We start from the raw sequence: 16365 nt of genomic DNA, 5'->3' as shown, positions 1-16365 counted from the left end.
CAAAAAGACTGCAACAGGAGGGTACCTATGAGGTATTCCGCCATTGCAGTCCTGGTTCCGGGTACTCTGCCGAATCAGTCCGCTTTGGTCAGACTGGACAATACCCGCTGAATCACGACAGGATCTTTTCCGACTATTTTTTCCACATAAGTAAATACTACAGGTTCATCCATCTCAAGCCCTTCCGGCGCCTCCTCTGTACCTGCACCGAGTTCAAAGGCCGTCGGCCCTTCTTCTGTCACAATCTCCACGGAATGGGTATCTATCTGCCCGACATAAGTGCCTGAGCCTTGAATCTTCTCTGACTCTGCGGCTGCGGAAGGACTAGACTTAAGCACCGGACTGGCGAGAGGTACCGCCGCCGTCTGTACAGGGATGACCGAAGAGCCTGCTGAGGACGATTCTCCGGGGGCTTCCGCCGGGCTGTTCCCGCCACAAGCCGTCAAGGTGAGCATCAATGCAGCGATTGCTGTCATAGCGGGTAGCGTACGCTCTAGTCTCATGATGTATGCCTCCTCTGCTTAGTTGTGTGCTGCTTACCTTACCTAAAGATTACCCAGCAAGCCGGGTAGTGTAAACTTGCCGTTACGGGCTGGGCATCAGCCGTACGCACAGAAGCGCCGGACTAATACAATAGATGAAGAGCCTTATTCAGCATTTGAAGGAGTGGTATCCTTGAGAATCGATATCGGCTGCGGCCCCGGCAAAGAGTCCGGGTGTCTGGGAATCGACCGCACACAGTACCCCGGGGTGGATATCGTCTGCGATATTTGCGAAGGAATCCCCCTGCCCGACAATACGGCCGAATTCGTAATGGCCAGCCGGGTCATGCCTTATGTGAACGATCTGTTTACAGCGATGTCAGAGATTTATAGAATAAGCACGCACCAAGCGGTTGTGTGTATTCTCTCACCCTATGCCCATAGCTTCCCGCATGCCTCCAATCCTATGTTTAAGCAAAAGTTCGATGAGTATACCCCCCGTTATTTCACCGGAAGTTTCTTCCAGCCCCATCAGAGCCCGCTGTGCCCGGAGATCCCGGATTATCCTGTGCCGCTGCCGCCGTTTGACTTCAGACTGCTGCGGATGGAGCTGTTCTATCAATATCCTTATGACGACAATCTGTATGATACGGAGGAGCTGGAGGTGCTGAAGACGCTGCAGTCCAATGTCATTCACGAAATTATGTACCACTTCGCCGTCATTAAGCGGGAGATTACCGATGAGGAACTGGAGGCGATGAGCCGGAAGGTACTGCCTGAACCACAGTCGCTGCTAGAACGCCGGCTTCGGCTGCAGAACAGGAAATATATGTTGTAAACTTTTGGGATGGACATACAAGATTGCTCAAAACTGGACATAGGCTAATACAACACAAGCAAGATCGCATATCGGCTTCCCGCAGGAGCCGGTCTGCTTTTTTTTTGAAAATAGAAGAATTTATTTGTTTCACATGATAACTTATCCTTCTATTTCTCGCTGAAACGGTACCGTCCTTTACAAGGACGGCAAAGCCGTTTCCACTTGCTGTCTGAGCTTCTATTCAAAAGGAGGTGAAAATTATTCCTCTAGTCGTTCGGTCTACGGTTAACGCAACTGGCGCCATCACTTTTACAGGCAACACACTTGGACTTAGCCGCTCTGATGTTGTCGGTGTACCGGGTACACAGGACAGTATCGGAGGCTTCTCTACGATCAATACTGCTTCTGTATTCGGCACTTACCCTGCCGGCACTACCAGTTTATATCAGAGCAACAGTTCAGCAGCAGTTCTAGTACTCCCTGCCGGAAGCACGGTTCTGTATGCCGAGCTGATCTGGGGCGGTTCCTATGTTAACGGCAACGTCAATCTCACTACGGCAATCAACAACCCTGTATCCTTTACTACACCGCTCGGGAACACGGTCAGCGTCACCCCCGATTCAGCCACAGCCAATTCGGTGGATCTGGGTGGCGGGGCACTCGCGTATGTCCGTTCCGCCAATGTCACCAGCACCATTCAAGCCTCCGGTGCCGGAACCTATGTCACTGGCGGTGTAGTCGGGACTATTGTTATTCCTGGTGATTCCACTGCCAACCATGCGGGCTGGACACTTGCCGTCATCTACCAGAATCCGTCGCTGCCCTTCCGCAACATGTCTCTGCGTGCAGGTGCGGTCCTTGTCCAAGCCTCCTCGGCGCCGGTGGTCACCACCATTACCGGCTTCGCCACACCAGTCACCGGTGCGCTGGGCGGACGTATCCAGTTCAGCGCCCAGGAAGGAGATGCCAACCGATCAGGCGACCAGGCGCTTTTCGGCCCTACCTCCGCCACCCAGGTCGCCCTGTCCGGGCCTAATAACTTTGCCAATAACTTCTTCGCCTCGCAGATTAACAATGATACCGGCAATCTGAATACGACCGGCACGTTCGGCACCCGCAACCAGACTAACGGCAGTCCGGGCTCCAACATTGTCGGGGGGCGGCAGGGCTGGGATATCACGAATGTGGATGTATCCGCGCGTCTGGTCAATAACCAGTCCTCCGCACTCCTGACCTTGACTACTTCAGGCGATGCTTATGTCGTTAACGCCAACGGGCTGCAAATTGACATCAATGCTCCCAAGATCTCCTTGGCCAAAAGCGCAAATGTCGCCGGTACCATCGTTGGCGATCTGGTCACCTACACCGTAACGGTCAACAATACCGGTACGGCAAGTGCAGCCAGTGTTGTATTGTCAGATACTTTACCGGCAGGTCTTACTTTTGTCGCAGGAAGCGTGGTGGTTGCCGGTGTTTCCAGGCCGACTTATGATATAACCTCCGGCATCCCGCTGGGATCACTGGCCCTTGGCACTTCTATAACGGTTACCTATCAAGCCAGGGTGACTTCCTTGCCGAATCCGCAGTTCGTCCCCAACACAGCCACCGCCGCCTTCACCTTCCAGAGTGTGGCCGGAGGCCCGATTGTGAGCGGAGTTATTCCATCCAATACACAATCGCTGCCGGTATATTCTCCGGTTCTCGGCATTGTCAAAAGCGCCAATACTTCCAACGCAACCGTCGGAGACCAGATTCTCTACACCCTGCAAATCTCCAATACCGGCAATATCGGCGCCACGACTACGCTCACAGATAACATTCCTGCCGGCAGCTCCTATATTCCGGGAAGCTTCACGGTAAACGGTACGCCCGTGGCGGGTAATCCTGCCGCCGGGATCGCCATCGGCACCATCGCAGCAGGAGGAAGCTCGACCGTCCAGTTCCGCGTGCTGGTGAACAGCCTGCCCTCTCCTCCGCAGCTCGTTGACCAGGCTACAGCCGCCTATACCTTCCTGGTTCCGGACGGGCGGACCGTGAACGGTACGGCAGCCTCCAATACGCTCACCATACCGGTTCGACTGCCGAATGTCGCACTTGTCAAAAGCGCCAGCTTCCCGGATGTCGCCGTAGGCGATACCCTGCAATATACGTCTGTGGTTACTAATAACGGAATTGTCGCCATCACGAATGTTGTGCTCTCTGATCCGATACCTGCAGGCAGCACTCTAGTGCCTGGAAGTGTGGTGGTGGCGGGAACCGCGCGGCCAGCCGCTGATCCGGCTTCGGGGATATCTGTCGGCACCATTGCGCCAGGGACCAGCGTAACAGTAACCTTCCAGGTGAGTGTCAACTCTGTGCCGGGAAGCGGCCAGCTCGCTAACCAGTCATCGGCCTCTTACAGCTCGGGGTCCTTCAACGCCATCACACAGTCCAACACAACCTTGACTCCCGTATACCAGCCCGTGATCGGTATTACCAAAAGCGCAAGCCCCGGCAGCGCCACGGTTGGGGGAAATGTGCTGTATACCCTGCAAGTCCAAAATACCGGCAATCTCGCAGCAACGGTAACCTTAACTGACACGATTCCTGCCGGGTCTGCCTTCGTCGCCGGAAGCGTCACAGTGAACGGCGTGGTCCGTCCATCAGATTCTCCCGTAAGCGGAATTCCGCTCGGGTCCGTAGCACCGGGAGCCGGCTTGACCGTAACCTTCCTCACCACTGTTCAATCCCTGCCGTCTCCGGCAACCTTGACGGACCAGGGCAGCAGCAGTTACACCTATCAGTTGCCCAGCGGACGCTCTCTGTCCGGCGGAAGTGTATCTAATACAGTGACTATTCCAGTCTCTGCCCCGAACATCACGATTCTCAAAAATGCCAATCTCACCTCTGTGGCTGTAGGCGAATATCTTACTTACACCGTCTCCGTATCCAACCCCAGCGGTGTAGCTGTTAACAATGTAGTGCTATCTGATCCGGCTCCGGCAGGCAGTGCCTTTGTAGCGGGGACTGTCACGGTGAACGGGACGGCCGTACCCTCTGCCAATCCAAATGCCGGGATTGCTCTCGGTACACTTGCTGCGGGCGCAACAAGCATCGTTGTCTTCCAGGTTAATGCGACCTCTATTCCAAGCCCGCCACAACTGAGCAACCGGGCCAGCGCCTCATTTACGGCCGGCTCATTCAGCGGAACGGCCCTATCCAATACAGTGTCTACCCCGGTCTTCATTCCAGTCATTGGACTTGTCAAAAGCGTAGGCCCTGCGCAGGCCTCTGTAGGCAGTCTGCTCTCCTTCTCCATCCTGGCCAGCAACACCGGCAATATCGCGGCCATGCTGAATCTGACTGATGCCCTGCCGCCGCAGACGGTATTCGAGACCAACAGCGTAAGTATAGGCGGGACGCCGCTGCCTGGGTATAGCCCATTAACGGGCATTCCGGTGGGGCCGCTTGCTCCCGGAGACAGCGTCGTAGTCAGCTTCCTTGTTACGGTTACTGCGCTCCCCCCGAACCAGCAGCTGCCCAATACCGCAGCGGCCTCCTACACGTTCACCCTGCCGGATGGGCGTCAGCTTGGCAGTAACACCGTGTCGAACACCCTTACCGTACCCGTCTCGGCACCAAATGTCAGTGTGGTCAAAAGCGTCAATGCCATTGATGCCGTCACCGGTGATATCCTCACCTTCACCTCCGTGCTGACGAATACCAGTATTGCCTCTGTCAGCAACATCATTCTCAGCGATCCCTTGCCAGAGAATGCAGCGTTCCTTCCCGGAACCGTAATTGTCGGCGGCGTCTCCCAGCCGTTGGCAGTTCCGTCCGCCGGCATCCCAATCGGCAGCCTGGGGCCTGGAGCCTCCGTTGCCGTCACATTCGAGGTGAGAATAACCATGCCGATTCCTTCACAGGTCAATAACCAGTCGACCGTCAGCTTCACCTCCGGGGTCTTCTCCGGCTCTTCATCGTCCAATGTTACCACCACACCGGTCACACAGCCGCAGATCTCGCTTGTCAAAAGCGCCAGTGACCTGAACGCCACAGTTGGCGATACGGTCATTTATACCGTTGTGGTCAGCAATACCGGTAACCTGGCCGCCAATGTTACCTTAACCGACAATATCCCGGCTGGTACTACCTTTGACCCTAACAGCGTCATTGTCGGCGGTTTTCCTCAGCCGGGGGCTGCACCGGATACCGGAATTACTGTCGGAACTGTCGCTCCCGGGGCAAGTGTACCGGTCAGCTTCACGGTCTTCATCGTGTCCCTGCCGTCCCCGCAGCAGCTGGTCAATCAGGCAGCTTCTACCTATACCTTCACACCGCCTGACGGCCGGCTGCTCAGCGGCAGCGCCGTCTCCAATACTGTAACCATCGCCGTCTCTGCCCCCAACCTGTCGGTGGTCAAGAGCACCGCTTCCACTTCAGTAGCAATCGGTGACACCATTGCCTATTCCGTCGATATCACGAATAACGGGGCAGACCCGGTAAACAATGTGATCCTCAGCGATCCAACACCGGATGGAGCCACTTTTGTGCCCGGCAGCGTGTCCGTGAACGGGGTTCCTTTCCCTAATGCCCATCCGGCATCAGGGATTCCAGTCAGTACGCTTGCCTCTGGTGCCTCAGCCGTTGTCTCTTACAGTGTCACCGTCGCCTCCGTACCCGCAGATGCCTCCATTGATAATGAGGCGAGTGTCACTTATACCTCAGGTGTCTTCGCCGGCTCAACCTTCTCCAACCCTGTGGCGGTCCCCGTCTTCCAGCCGGAGATCGCAGCAGCCAAAGCTGCAAATACCACCAATGCCACAGTCGGGGATACCGTGACCTACACCATCAACATCAGCAATACGGGCAACTATGGAGCCAGCCTGACGGTCACGGACAATATTCCGGCCGGTACTACCTTTGTGACCAACAGCGTTCTGATTAACGGCCAGCCTCTGCCGCAGGCCGATCCTTCCACCGGAATCGCCGCAGGTACCATCGCTCCGGGAGCGACTGTAGCTGTCACATTCTCGGTGGTCATCACTTCATTGCCATCGCCGCAGGTTCTGGTCAACCAGGGAACCGTGGCTTCCAGCTTCACCTTGCCGGACGGAAGAACCCTGGGAGGCTCTTCCCTCACGAATACCGTGACCCTGCCGGTCTCGAACCCGAACCTGGCTGTCGTCAAAACTACGGCAACCACCGCAACCAATATCGGAGACACCATCACGTATTCCGTAACCTTAACCAACAACGGTATTGCGACAGTCAATAATGTGGTATTCACGGATGCTCTGCCTGCCGGGACCGCCTTCGTTCCGGGCAGCGTGCTCGTGGATGGCGTGGCACGCCCTGCGGCTTCACCGGCTACGGGGGTGACCATAGGCAGTATCGCTCCCGGGGCTTCCGTCACAGTGGCCTTCAACGTGACGGTTACAGCACTGCCTCCTTCCGGGTTACTGAACAATCAGTCCTCAGCCAGCTTCACTTCCGGCGCCCTGTCCAGTGCGGCCTTCTCCAATATTGTGACCACTCCGGTATTCCAGCCGATCATCGCTGCAGCCAAGAGCTCCAGCGCTCAAAATGCAACGGTAGGCGACACCATTGTGTATACCGTCAATGTAAGCAATTCAGGCAACTATGCGGCCTCAGCCACGCTGACCGATACGATTCCGGCAGGTACAACTCTGGTTCCGAACAGTGTGCTGATTAACGGCTTTCCTTCTCCGGGTGCTGATCCTGCTACCGGAATCACCCTGGGCAGTATTGCAGCCGGCGCAGCGCTGACCGTAGTGTTCTCCGTAGTGATCGACACGCTGCCGGCCAGCCAGCAGCTTAGCAATCAGGCCATCCTCGCCTTCAACTATACGCTGCCGGATGGACGCGTCTTCAACCAGTCCGCCAGCTCGAACATCAATCTGATTCCGGTATCATCGCCGGATGTTCTTGTAGCCAAGAGCACTACTGTAATTGATGCAGTCCCGGGGGATACCGTTGCGTACAGTATTGCAGTCACCAATAACGGCATTGCACCGGTTAATAATGCCGTGCTGAGTGATCCCATTCCGGCCGGCTCTTCCTTTGTGGCCGGCAGCGTAGTCGTGGACGGCACTCCGCTGCCGGGGGGCAATCCGGCAAACGGGATTTCGCTCGGAACCATAGCTCCGGGAGCTACCGTTCTGGTTACCTTCAACATCCTGGTCAATACACTGCCCAATCCGGCCACACTAAGCAATCTGGCTTCCGTCAGTTTCACCTCCGGCGCATTCTCAGGTGCCTCTTATTCCAATACGCTGGTCACTCCGGTATTCCAGCCGGTTATCGGCATTCTGAAGGCTGCCGATACCACGAATGCGACGGTGGGAGATACCGTCACCTATTCACTCAGCGTCACCAATACAGGCAATCTTGCGGCTGTCGTCACCTTAACAGACTCCATCCCTGCAGGAGCTGTATTCATTCCGAACAGCGTACTGGTTAACGGCCAGCCCGTTCCCGGCGCTGATCCGACTACCGGAATCAACCTGGGTACAGTTCCAGCGGGCGCTACTGTTACCATGCTCGTCACCCTGCAGGTTACGCTGGCTTCCCTGCCTTCACCGCAGCAGCTGGTGAACCAGGCCGCCGCAGCCTTCACCTTCACGCCACCGGATGGCCGCTCGCTCTCCGGATCTGCCGTATCGAATACGCTGGTCATCCCCGTCTCTTCACCGGACGTAACCGCAGTTAAGAGCACTCCGGCTGTCGATGCGGTTGTCGGTGATATCATCACTTATACGATTGCCGTCACCAACAACGGCATTGTTCCCGTCAACAACGTGGTCCTCGTTGACCCGATCCCGGCCGGCAGCCAGTTCGTTGCAGGCAGCGTAACTGTAGACGGCACTCCGCGTCCCGGAGCAAATCCGGGCACCGGTATCCTGATCGGAACGATCGCACCGGGAGCAACCTCAACGGTAACCTTCCAGGTTCAGGTCATCGTCATATGACAGACGGCTCAGGGCTTCAGCCTGTCGTAAGTAATCAGTCCATGGTTCTATACAGCTCGGCAGAGGGCACGGACTCGGTTACCTATTCCAATACCGTCAATACGCTTGTCGTGGGTCCGGTATTATCGCTGCAAAAGCAAGCAGACCGTCAGATCGCCTCCCTGGGGGAGACACTCGTCTATACAGTGACCGCCAGGAACAGCGGCAATACCGGGGCGGTTGTCACCATCACGGATGTGCTTCCCCCGGGTGTCTCGTTCGTTGCCAATAGTGTGCTTAGAGACGGTGTCCCCCTTCCGGGGATCACTCCGTCTTCCGGCATTCCCCTTGGCATTCTCGCCCCCCATTCGGGGGTCAGCATCGCCTTCCAGGTCATTGTCATCTCGCTTCCGCCTTCACTCGCGCTGCATAACAGAGCGGTTGGCACGTATTCCTTCAATACACCTGAAGGCAGAGCGGTGAACGGGGAGATCCGCTCCAACCCTGTTAGTGTCTCCCTGCTGTCCTACCAGTTGTCTTCCCTGCTCTCAGCCAGCACCCCCACGACCTTCATTGGGGATGTCGTCACCTACACCCTTCAGCTCAGGAATGAAGGCACCCTGCCGCTGACCACAGTCATTGCTATGCTTCCCGTTCCGGAAGGCACCTCCTTCCTTCCCGGAAGTGTTATCGCTGGCGGGATTTATCAGCCTGAGGCCGACCCGGCTTCAGGCATCGGACTGGGTTCGCTCCCTGCAGGAGCAGCCTCCGAGGTCTCCTACCGTGTCCGGGTGACCTTGAATCCTCCAGGATCAGCGATTCTTGCGAACGCGCAGATCTCTTATCAGGCTAATGACAACCGAACCTCCACCACAAGCAATACGGTTCAGATTACGGTCATCCAGCCCGGATTATCGGTAAGGCTGAAGGTTGATCTCTACAGCGCAGCGCCCGGTGACAACTTACGGTACGAGTTCATTGTGAATAACAGCGGCAATCTGGCTGTGAACGCGCTGCTCACGGACGCCGTTCCGCCAGACGTACTGTTTGTCTGGGACAGCGTCCGTGTGGACGGGATTCCCCAGAAGGGCCTCCGCCCCGGGGACAGAATCCCGCTGGGCACTTTACGGGCAGGCGCTGTTGCTGTGGTTGATTTTCTCGTATCCATTCCGGGTGCCACCGATATCCGCCAGACTCCGGCTATTCAGAATCAGGGAGTGGTCCAGTATACATTCTCCCTGCCGGACGGGCGCAATGTCGGGCAGGTCTCCCGCTCAAATGCGGTGACCACGTTGCTGTTCACGCCCATCATTTCTATTCAGATTCAGGGTGAGCCGCCCGTTATTGAGCCTGGAGGCATCGCTGAATTCAACATTCAAGTGTCCAACAGCGGGAATTATCCGGCTGAAGTCTCAGTGATCCGGATTGTACCGCAGGGTACCGTCATTGATCCTGATATCGTTACGATAAGCGCCACTGTAATACCCGGTACACCGTACAGCGGAACAGTTGCTCTGGGAACGCTGCAAGCCGGGCAGACGGTCACACTCACTTATTTTGTCAAAATAAATACGGATTATATGGGCAAGGATCTTCAAGGCTCTGCGGCTGCCCTGTATGTGTTCACCATCGATGGACGACGGTACTCTGGCGAAGCCCGTTCCAACACCTACAAGTTGCTGATGGAAGAAATCAGTGAATAATACAGCTCACATATCCACCATCTCCCTGAATATACTTTAGTTACAACCTGCTGCATTTGTCTCAGTCTCAATAGTGACAATACCGAATAATACAGTCCATGGGAGGTGGTCATCCTTGTCCCAGCCGTCCGGTCCATACGCTTTTGTCGTCTCCAAAGAAGACTGGTCCCTTCACCGCAAAGGCCATCAGGATCAGGAGCGTCACCAGCAAAAGGTCAGAGAAGCCATCAAGGGCAATCTGCCCGATCTGGTTACTGAAGAGAACATTATTTTGTCGGGCGGCAAGCAGATTGTGAAGGTGCCGATCCGCAGTCTGGATGAATACCGGATTATCTATAATTTTCGCAAGCAGAAGCATGTCGGACAGGGAGACGGCGAGAGCCAGGTAGGCGATGTCCTCGGGCGTGATTCCCAGTCGGCCCAGCCGGGCAAAGGGGATAAAGCGGGCGATCAGCCGGGAGCGGATACCGTTGAGGCCGAGGTCGATCTCGAGGATCTGGAGGATATTCTGTTCCAGGACATGGAGCTGCCCCATCTGAAGCCGAAGGATAAGGAAGAGATTGAAGTCAAATCGATTGTCTTCAATGATATCCGCAAAAAGGGCATGATGTCGAACATCGACAAGAAACGAACGTTACTTGAGAATCTGCGGCGCAATGCCAGCAGCGGCAACCCTGGAATACACAGCATCAGCCCCGATGATCTGCGTTACAAGACCTGGGATGACATCACGGTCCCTCACTCGAATGCCGTGATTATTGCCATGATGGACACCTCGGGCTCGATGGGTACTTTTGAAAAATACTGCGCCCGCAGCTTCTTCTTCTGGATGACCCGCTTCCTGCGCCGCCAGTATGAGAAGGTGGATATCGTATTCTTGGCCCATCATACGGAAGCTAAGGAGGTCAGCGAGCATGACTTCTTCACCCGGGGCGAGAGCGGGGGGACGATCTGCTCCTCGGCGTACCAGAAAGCACTGGAGATTATCGACAGCCGCTATCCGCCTGCCCAATACAACATCTACCCCTTCCATTTCTCGGATGGCGACAACCTGACCTCCGACAATGAACGCTGTGTCAAGCTGATCGGCGAGCTGCTGAAGCGCAGCAATATGTTCGGCTACGGTGAGGTGAACCAGTACAACCGCAGCAGCACTCTGATGTCCGCCTACCGCCACCTGAAGCAGGAGCAGTTCATGCATTATGTAATTAAGGATAAGAAGGAAGTCTATCAGGCGCTGAAAGTTTTTTTCGGCAAAAAGGTTACTGAAGCTTAAGCAGCCTGACATTAGACTTGTCAGCCCGGGCCACCCCGGGCTATGCGCATTTTTGTTGTGAGTTCCCGCCCCGCCCTGCCGCTTCTTGCGGTGTGCGGGGTTTTTGTGCGGTTTTTTTGTGCTGGCTTGGAACTTGCGCCGCATAAGTCTGTTGACTATTATATCGTCAGCCGATATAATAACTATATCGGTTGACGATATAACGACAGATGGTATACCGTCAGATGCTATAACGCCGAAGGATACAAAGGAAATGACCTGGTCTGTGGAATGAGACCCAAAGATGCAAGATAAGGAAGGTGATGGCATTGTCCGGCAACAATGAATACGGGGCGCTGACCGAAGGCGTCTATTATATCCTCTTGTCCCTGCTCACCCCGATGCACGGCTACGGCATTATGCAGAATGTGAAGCTGCTGAGCAATCAGCGTGTAGAGCTGGGGGCAGGCACGTTATACGGAGCGTTAAGCACGCTGGTGGAACGGGGCTGGATCAAGCTGCTGGCCGGTGGAGAAGATTCACGCAAGAAGGAATATCAGATTACGGAGCTTGGCAAATCGATAGTCCAGAGTGAAATGACAAGGCTTGACGAGTTGCTCACAAATGGAAGAAAGCTACTGGGAGGCGAAGTGTAATGAGTCAGGTGGTACGCAAATTTTTCATGGATTTCGAGAAGGAAGAAGCGTGGCTGAATGAGATGTCTGCCAAGGGATGGGCACTGGTGGAGCATTCTTGGGCCCGTTATGTGTTCGAGGAGAGCGCCAAGGGGGAGTATATTTACCGGATTGAGCTGCTGGAGAAGGACCCTAAGGAGGCGGCAGGCTACTTGCTATTCATGGAGGAGACCGGGGCCGAGCGTGTGCCGTCCGGGCCTCCTACCAAGGCCAATCGTGCATTTATGAACCAGCGCTGGGTGTTCTTCAGAAGGAAGGCCTCGGAAGGCCCCTTCCAGATCTATACCGATGCGGATTCCAAAATCAAACACTATCAGCGAATCTATAAAGTCTATCTGTCCCTTGCGTTCCTTGAGCTGATCATCGGCTCCTTCAATATCATGCTGATTATGCTGAATACTTCCTCTAACATCTACAAAATCAACCTCATCGTGGGAGTGTCCGTTATCATTCTGGGCCTGTTCTTCGTGTGGCTCAGTTTGCCGGTCCGCCGCAAGATCGCGCGGCTGCAGCAGGAGAAGCTGATCCGAGAGTGAGGGGTTACTTGATGGCAGCTAACAAGTGGAATAGTGCTGCTTATTTCTTCAACTTCTTACGATTATAGGTAAACAAGTGGAAAAACAGCATCTGCTAGGGCCGGTTTTGCTCCGAGTGGGCGCTATGCAAACATTTAAGTGTTGTTTTTCCAACTCTTGCCGGAATATCGTAGATCCGTTCGATAACAAATGCCCAAGATCCACCTATACCCCCATTGCGGCAAGCAGAGCAGTTTTTCGCATACATTCGGCGAAGCGCCTACCCTGAGTAAATTGTGTTCGGTTTTTCGCATACACATACATCCGTACCTTACGCGCTCATGCACATCCTCCTCCACCTATGCCAAAATTAAAGGGCTATCCCAAGCAGTCATTTCATGACTTTGGGACAGCCCTCATTCCAATATTTCTTCGCTTCGTTAGACTGATGCCTGCTCCGCTTACTGCACCTTCTCGCGGTCCTTGCCCTTATCGGATTCCCCGGCGTTCTTGTTCGCGGCCTCGCGGTCCTGCATCATCTCGTCTACTGACTTCACCTTGAGGCGGGCGGCGCCTTCGTTGCCGGCATTTGTGGGGATCAGATCACCAGAAGCTAGGCGTTCCTTCGCTTCTGCAATGGCTGCGCTGTACTGTGGCAGCCACTGTTCTCCGGCCACCAGCATCTCGTCAACCATCTGCCAGATCTCCTTCGGATTGCAGACGGCACCGACCAGCGGGTCCATCATGAACGCCTGACGCAGCAGCTTGTCGTCACCATGCACTGCCGCCTCCACCGCCAGGCGCTGCACGGAGATACTCACGTTGCAGACTGCCGCCAAGCCGAGCGGCAGGTCGCCAACCAGCGGCATTGAGATGCCGTTGCGGTCCACATAGCCCGGCGCCTCAATAATAGCATCATCCGGCAAATTGGTGATCACGCCGTTATTCACCATATTGAAATGGCCTCTGTACACGCGTCCTGTCTCCAGTCCTTCAATAATGAACGAGCCATGCTCCTCGCCGCGCTTCTCCGGGATATACTCCATCGCCGGGTCCTTCATCCAGTTCGGAAAGTCTGTCTCGAACCAGTTGCGGCCTTCGGTACAGATCCGCAGGTAGCCGCCCGTCTCGCCGTTAATCCATACCCCCATATCGATCCAGTCCATGATCTCCTCGGGGCGCTTGCGGTACCACGGAACGTATTCGCTTAAATGGCCGTTCGACTCTGTACTGTAATAGCCGAAGCGGCGGAGCATATCAATCCGCACCTTCTCCGTGCGGCTGTAATCAGGATGTTGCTCGAAGGCTTCCAGAAGACCAGCTGTCAGATCCTTGCCTTCATGCTTCGCGGAGATATACCAGGTCTGGTGATTGATCCCGGCACAGATAATGTCCACCTGCGACTTCTCCAGACCATACACCTGGGCGATCTGCTGATGTCCATGCTGTACGCCATGGCAGAGCCCGATGGTCCGCACACCGCCGTATTTATTACAGGCCCAGGTCAGCATAGCCATCGGATTCGAGTAGTTCAGCAGCAATACATCCGGCGCAGCTGTCTCACGGATATCACGGCAGATCTCCAGCATCTCCGCAATCCCGCGCTGCCCGTACATAATCCCGCCTGCGCACAGCGTATCTCCAACACACTGATCCACGCCATACTTCAGCGGAATATCCACATCGGTAGCGAAGGCCTCAAGCCCCCCCATACGAATAGTACAAAATACGTACTTGGCTCCCCTGAGCGCTTCCCTGCGGTCCGTGGTGGAAGAGATAGTGATATCCAGACCATTCTCCTTAATATCCCGCTGGCACAGCTCGGTGACCATGTCCAGGTTATGGCTGTTTATATCCATGAAGGAAACTTCGATATTACGGAATTCCGGCACAGTCAGCAGATCGCGCAGCAGTCCGCGGGTGAAACCGATACTGCCTGCCCCGATAAAGGTTACTTTAAAAGACATAATAATCATCCTCCGGCAATGAATTATTGACTCCTGTCCATTGTAGCAAGGAGGCTGCCGGAAGCGTAACCAATATCATGACCATTTTGCAGATAACCTGTCAACAATCCTAACCTTATGTGCAGAAGGACAATCACGGCATGGACACCTAGCTATTCTTCACTCCAGTAATGGCGTTCGATAGAGTTGCGGTATTCGATAGGAGTACAGCCTGAATATTTCTTGAATAGCAGATGAAAATATTGCCTGCTGCTGATCCCCACATAGTCGGCAATCTCCGCTACCGGAATCTCGCCCTGTCCCAGCAGCATCCGGGCTTTCTCCATACGCAGCTGGTTCAGGTAGTCAGTCAGGGTCTGCCCTGTGTGCGTCCGGAAGATGCGGTGCAGATAGCCCGGGTGAACATTCACAGAGAGCGCGACTTCCTTAACCTGGAGGCTCCGGTCATAATTCTGATGCAGGAACTCGATGGCCCGCCGCACATAGAGCTGTGAGGGCTGCTGGCTGGCCGGAAGCGATTCCCCCCGCAGTCTGGCGAGCCGCAGCAGCAGCTCCACGAAGAGCAGATGCACCATACTACTCCCCTTCCGCCCGCGTTGATCCAGCTCCAGCACCAGCGCTTTTAGCACATGGAAAACCTCCTCCTGATCGGACAACACCAGACTGTCGAACGGATGCCGCAGCAGCTCTGCAAGCATTTCCTCCTCCCGGGCCAAGCTGCCAATGGAAGGAACTACGCCCTCATATTCGGTAAAAGCAAATTCCACATTCAGCATCCGGCAAGAGGAGCCCTCGTCCACGATCAACCGGTGCGGCACCTCCGCATCCAGCAGAATCATCTCTCCCCGCTTCAGCCGGAAAGGTGTGTAGCCACCAGCTTCACTCCGCACCTCCACTACACAGCTGCCTGAGATAAGATACATGATCTCCGTGGAGTTGTGATGATGGTAAGCCATCGTATAATTGCTCCATTGCTTGTAGTAGTAAGCCAGAAAGTGCGGGCTGTAATCCCTCTCCAGCAACGCCTGTTCAAATAGACTGCCATTCATCTCCGCTACGCCGCCCGCCTCCCCTCTGCCATTATCGATAGCACAAGTGTATCGCTTGATCGCAGGCAGGACAAGCAGCGGGTTGCCACTCCCCTGACCTATCCATTTTATCCCGGCGCAAAAAAACAAGAGCAGAAGGCCCGCGCCCTCTGCTCCCATTCATCATTCTCAGTGAATCTTTGTTAATATTCCATTCACCAGACTATACACCCCGCCGCCCTCTATCTCCTCGGGCTGTCCATTCAGCAGGTAGATGCCGGTCTCTTCATCAATTCCGTAATTCGGCAGCTCGCCGAGGGTACGGACCGCTGTCCGTAGATGCTCCTCCTCATCCCACTGCGTGAAATGGACGGATAGCAGCAGATCAGGAATCAGATTGAGGCCCTTGCGGTGTTTGAATTGTCTGCTCTCATTATCCTTGGCAGAAATTACGCAGCGCTCCGGGCTAATCAAGGCTCCTGCCGAGAATCCCGCAACCGGTATTCCAGACTCATAACGCTGCCGGATCACTTCAGCGATAGGGGTATCCACAATGAGGTCGGCATACAGATCCGTATCCCCGCCCCCGATGACGATCCCGCCGCAGGCCCGGAGGCACTCTATAGCAGTATTCACCTCAGTAGACTTCAGCGGCAGATAACAGAATTCGGCTATCCCTGCGTCAGCCAGCGGCTGCATACAAGCAGCCATATAGTCTGGCCAGTCTTCCCCTTCTTCAAACAACACAGCGACAGGTTCTGTGGCTGCTGTCATCGTGCTTACGAACCTCCGTGCCAGTCCACGGGTAAACGGCGGACCGCCGCCGTTCAGAAATAAATGCTTGTCCATGACATCACCTTCAGTATTCAAGATATCCTGCATCTAACCTCATCCATCTTATAGAAAAGCGCAGGTTCCCGCAATACGCTTCCTCACCCGCTCCCCCTCAT

The 16365-nt window shown here is 55.1% G+C and carries 10 protein-coding genes; 6 read left to right on the top strand and 4 right to left on the bottom strand.

The window, feature by feature from the left end:
• Positions 1–74: 74 nt before the first annotated feature.
• Positions 75–503 carry a hypothetical protein gene (locus C162_RS06870; RefSeq protein WP_051493281.1) on the bottom strand — a complete coding sequence of 143 codons (429 nt, stop codon included), beginning with the start codon at positions 501–503 and terminating at the stop codon, positions 75–77.
• A 172-nt stretch (positions 504–675) separates the two neighbouring features.
• On the opposite strand from C162_RS06870, the gene C162_RS06865 reads away from it, so the two are divergent.
• From C162_RS06865 to C162_RS06840, 6 genes are all read left to right on the top strand, one after another.
• The gene (locus C162_RS06865) at positions 676–1320 is read left to right on the top strand and encodes a methyltransferase domain-containing protein (protein WP_051493280.1); all 645 of its coding nucleotides are present in this window, start codon (positions 676–678) and stop codon (positions 1318–1320) included.
• 233 nt (positions 1321–1553) lie between these two features.
• Positions 1554–8273: a DUF7507 domain-containing protein gene (locus tag C162_RS06860; RefSeq protein WP_084648841.1), complete on the top strand. Its 6720-nt coding sequence runs from the start codon at positions 1554–1556 to the stop codon at positions 8271–8273.
• On the top strand, positions 8270–9955 hold the full coding sequence (locus C162_RS06855; protein ID WP_036692772.1) for a DUF11 domain-containing protein: 1686 nt from the start codon (positions 8270–8272) through the stop codon (positions 9953–9955). Before C162_RS06860 ends, C162_RS06855 begins: the two co-directional genes overlap by 4 nt.
• A gap of 115 nt (positions 9956–10070) precedes the next feature.
• Entirely contained in the window at positions 10071–11231 is a 1161-nt protein-coding gene (gene yhbH / locus C162_RS06850) for a sporulation protein YhbH (protein ID WP_036692770.1), read from the top strand.
• A 302-nt stretch (positions 11232–11533) separates the two neighbouring features.
• On the top strand, positions 11534–11866 hold the full coding sequence (locus C162_RS06845; RefSeq protein ID WP_036692768.1) for a PadR family transcriptional regulator: 333 nt from the start codon (positions 11534–11536) through the stop codon (positions 11864–11866).
• Positions 11866–12441, top strand: a complete 576-nt coding sequence (locus C162_RS06840) for a DUF2812 domain-containing protein (protein WP_036692764.1) — start codon at positions 11866–11868, stop codon at positions 12439–12441. The genes C162_RS06845 and C162_RS06840 overlap by 1 nt, the downstream gene beginning before the upstream one ends.
• A gap of 440 nt (positions 12442–12881) precedes the next feature.
• Here the strand turns inward: C162_RS06840 and C162_RS06835 are convergent, their stop codons facing one another.
• From C162_RS06835 to C162_RS06825, 3 genes are all read right to left on the bottom strand, one after another.
• Entirely contained in the window at positions 12882–14387 is a 1506-nt protein-coding gene (locus C162_RS06835) for an alpha-glucosidase/alpha-galactosidase (protein ID WP_036692763.1), read from the bottom strand.
• A gap of 152 nt (positions 14388–14539) precedes the next feature.
• A complete protein-coding gene (locus tag C162_RS06830; protein WP_036692930.1) occupies positions 14540–15436 on the bottom strand; it encodes an AraC family transcriptional regulator in 897 nt (298 codons plus the stop codon).
• A 168-nt stretch (positions 15437–15604) separates the two neighbouring features.
• Positions 15605–16297 carry a Type 1 glutamine amidotransferase-like domain-containing protein gene (locus tag C162_RS06825; RefSeq protein WP_051493279.1) on the bottom strand — a complete coding sequence of 231 codons (693 nt, stop codon included), beginning with the start codon at positions 16295–16297 and terminating at the stop codon, positions 15605–15607.
• Positions 16298–16365: the final 68 nt, after the last annotated feature.

It is taken from the genome of Paenibacillus sp. FSL R7-269 (assembly GCF_000517865.1).
Lineage (GTDB): Bacteria > Bacillota > Bacilli > Paenibacillales > Paenibacillaceae > Paenibacillus_AQ.
The sequence above is the reverse complement of the archived record's forward strand: the minus strand, read 5'-3'. Positions and strand labels throughout refer to the sequence as shown.

Coding starts and splice junctions, on each gene's coding strand:
- C162_RS06870 (WP_051493281.1), bottom strand. CDS start 503: ATGAGACTAGAGCGTACGCTACCCGCTATGACAGCAATCGCTGCATTG.
- C162_RS06855 (WP_036692772.1), top strand. CDS start 8,270: ATGACAGACGGCTCAGGGCTTCAGCCTGTCGTAAGTAATCAGTCCATG.
- C162_RS06845 (WP_036692768.1), top strand. CDS start 11,534: ATGGCATTGTCCGGCAACAATGAATACGGGGCGCTGACCGAAGGCGTC.
- C162_RS06840 (WP_036692764.1), top strand. CDS start 11,866: ATGAGTCAGGTGGTACGCAAATTTTTCATGGATTTCGAGAAGGAAGAA.
- C162_RS06835 (WP_036692763.1), bottom strand. CDS start 14,387: ATGTCTTTTAAAGTAACCTTTATCGGGGCAGGCAGTATCGGTTTCACC.
- C162_RS06830 (WP_036692930.1), bottom strand. CDS start 15,436: ATGAATGGCAGTCTATTTGAACAGGCGTTGCTGGAGAGGGATTACAGC.
- C162_RS06825 (WP_051493279.1), bottom strand. CDS start 16,297: ATGCAGGATATCTTGAATACTGAAGGTGATGTCATGGACAAGCATTTA.